Below are 2,922 nucleotides of genomic sequence, written 5' to 3'. Positions count from 1 at the left end.
GTCCATAATTTTTCTTTTATCGGGATGGTAAACATCCATTAATTAAATATATTCCTTTCCGCTCACAATAAACGGGCCGCAAAACTATTGTTTTTTATAAATTAAACAAACGTTTATGCCAAATCATTATTGCGGAATAGTATAAAAGCAATGGCAACAGCAGCAATATTAGCCTATTTTTAGCCAAAACATTCCATTCTTAGCATCTTTTGCACATCAAACATTTACAATGAAGGTAACTTAATTTAACAATTATGTTTTATCTTGGTTGGAAATATGCAGTCGTTGAACCTTATAGTTAGTACCAGTTGCCTATTCTTACTTTTATTCTCTATGCATCTTTTTTTCGCAAAAAAAGGGAATAAGCTGCTTAACGTTCTACTTTCGGTTATATTTTTTGCCCGGTTTGGGCAGATTTTAACTTCGCTGCTCTTTAAATCGGGTCAACCTAATACCCTAGCCTTTTTTCATCAAACTTTTACTCCGTTTTATTACGCTGCCCCAGCCTGCTTTTACCTTTACATAACAGGCTTTCTTCAAGATCGTAAAAGTTTACAAAAAATAGAATGGCTTCATTTTGTACCAGCTTTGTTGGCTGTTATCCACGTTATCCCCTGGCATTTTTCTACAACACTAGATTGGGATTTGATAGGAAACCAATTAGCAGAAAATGGTTACTTCTCACTAAAAGCAAAAAGTGGCCTGTTTCCTCCATATTTTCATTACTTATTTAGGCCAATGCTGGTATTTGGTTATTTGTGTCTTACCTGGATTGCAGTACTCCGTTTAAAAAACAAACCACAACAAATACTCGAAGGTGAAGGCAGAAAATGGATCATCTTTTTTCTCCGGATTGCGACCTTTTTCCAGTTGTTTAGTTTAGTGCCCATTATTTTAAGAAGCTTACACATCCCATATGTTAATGCCTCTTTTATTGTGCTCAATTGTTTGGCTCTATTAGTCATTTTATTATATGCGCTTCACAAGCCTTATATTTTTTATGGCTACCTGCTGGTAGCTGTTGATTGGACTAAAAAAGCTGCAACCAAAAAAACTGAAACTGATTCCTCATTAGCTCCTTTATTGGAAGAAGATCCAAAACGTATACTTAAAGCTGTCAAAAAAAGTAATCTTTTAGATGCGCAACTGTCTGACTATGCCCTTGCCATGAAAGAAATAATGGAAGCTGAACGCCTTTACCTGATACACGATTTTCAGATTATCGACCTAGCGGCAAAACTTAACCTCCCGATCCATCATTGCTCTTTCGTAATTAATAAACACATCGGCAAAAATTTCCGCGACTGGATAAACAGTTACCGGGTAAATCATTTCCTAATACAGTACCCGCTCCAATCGGATAAAATAACAATAGAAGCTATTGCTTCTGAAGCTGGCTTTAAAAGTCTGGCTACGTTTTACAATGCATTTAAAAAAGAAACGGGCTTAATGCCAACCACCTATTTTGCACAGGAATTAAGCCGTTAACCTGTTATTCCCTCTTTTTTTACTCTAACGATCGTATCGTTAGAGGCCACAACCACGTTTTATTTCTCTAAATATTGAAATGCCAGATACCTTTGGTTTCTGATCATCATATGAGTATGGTATTTCAAATAAATATGCTTTAATCCATTTCTCAGAAATCTAACAAGCCTTAACTATGCTTTATTCAACATCGTTTTTACGCCCGCTTTTCGATTATATTGAGCAATTTTATCCTTTATCTGAAGCCTTTAAGGCCGAACATGAAAAATCTTGTAAGCTCATCCATGTTAAAAAGAACAAACACATCCTTTCACCAATAGACAGTAATGCTTCGCTCTATTTTTTGGTACACGGACTCGTTCGTGGCTTCATACGCGATGGCAAAAAAGATATCAGCACTTGGTTTAGCTGTGGAAATGAATTAATTGGCGCCATACGTCATCCCGATCAGCAGCCCAATCATTCGATAGAATATCTTCAGGCCCTGGAAGAAAGTCAACTCATCTGCATTCCTTATACCCTAATCGATTCGATGTACGCAAACTATCCAGAGGCCAACCTAATCGGCAGAAAGCTTTTGGCGCTTCATTATTATGCAGCATCAGAAAGATCAATCCTGGCCAGGATACCAAAAGCARTAAGCAGGTACCGTAAACTCCAGGAAAGCGATTTGGATATCAACAGAATACCGCAGCGTTATCTGGCCAGCTACCTTGGCATGCGCTTAGAAACCCTGAGTAGAATCAGAAATAAAATTTTAACACCCGATTACCGGTTGTGCTCTTAATTTAGCGAAAAAACAATCAATCATTCTAACGTGCAGTCATTCGATCACGCAAACATTCAAGCCTTTTAGCCACTACCTTTTCAACTTTTTTCCTTTCCGCTTCTTTTGCTAAATTTGCAGCAATGATTTTATATAAAACCAACGAAGAAGTAGAACTGATGCGGATCAGTGCCCTACTGGTTAGCGATACCCTTGCAGAAGTAGCTAAAATATTAAAGCCAGGCATTACAACCCTCGAGATTGATAGAATAGCCAACGAATTTATACTTGATAATGGCGCTGTACCTTCCTTTTACAACTATAATGGTTTTCCTTTCCATATTATTACCTCGGTAAACGATGTGGTTGTACATGGCTTTCCGACTAAAGATGAGCTGAAAGATGGCGATATTATCTCAGTAGATGTGGGTACCATAAAAAACGGTTTTCATGGCGATCATGCATATACCTTTATCGTCGGCGAAGTATCGCCAGCAGTACTAAACCTGGTAAAAACAACTAAAGAATCGCTTTTTCTTGGAATTAAAGAAGCTGTTGTGGGCAAACGCATTGGCGATATTGGTGCAGCTATCCAAAGCCATAACGAAAAGCAAGGCTACGGCGTAGTAAGAGATCTGGTAGGCCATGGCTTAGGGAAAGATATGCAT

3 protein-coding genes are annotated in these 2,922 nt (G+C 37.9%); all 3 read left to right on the top strand.

Features of this window, described 5'->3' with window-relative positions; all coding sequences use genetic code 11:
* The first annotated feature begins 333 nt into the window (after positions 1–333).
* A complete protein-coding gene (locus AC1DPQ_RS23315) occupies positions 334–1,488 on the top strand; it encodes a helix-turn-helix domain-containing protein (RefSeq protein ID WP_477581851.1) in 1,155 nt (384 codons plus the stop codon).
* A 175-nt stretch (positions 1,489–1,663) separates the two neighbouring features.
* Positions 1,664–2,275 carry a Crp/Fnr family transcriptional regulator gene (locus AC1DPQ_RS23310; RefSeq protein WP_477611026.1) on the top strand — a complete coding sequence of 204 codons (612 nt, stop codon included), beginning with the start codon at positions 1,664–1,666 and terminating at the stop codon, positions 2,273–2,275.
* A 122-nt stretch (positions 2,276–2,397) separates the two neighbouring features.
* On the top strand, positions 2,398–2,922 hold a 525-nt coding region (map, locus tag AC1DPQ_RS23305), incomplete at its 3' end, for a type I methionyl aminopeptidase (RefSeq protein ID WP_477611025.1).

This window comes from Pedobacter sp. 01T416_2, from assembly GCF_056398925.1.
Note: the sequence above shows the minus strand (reverse complement) of the source record. Positions and strands in the feature narration are given on the sequence as shown.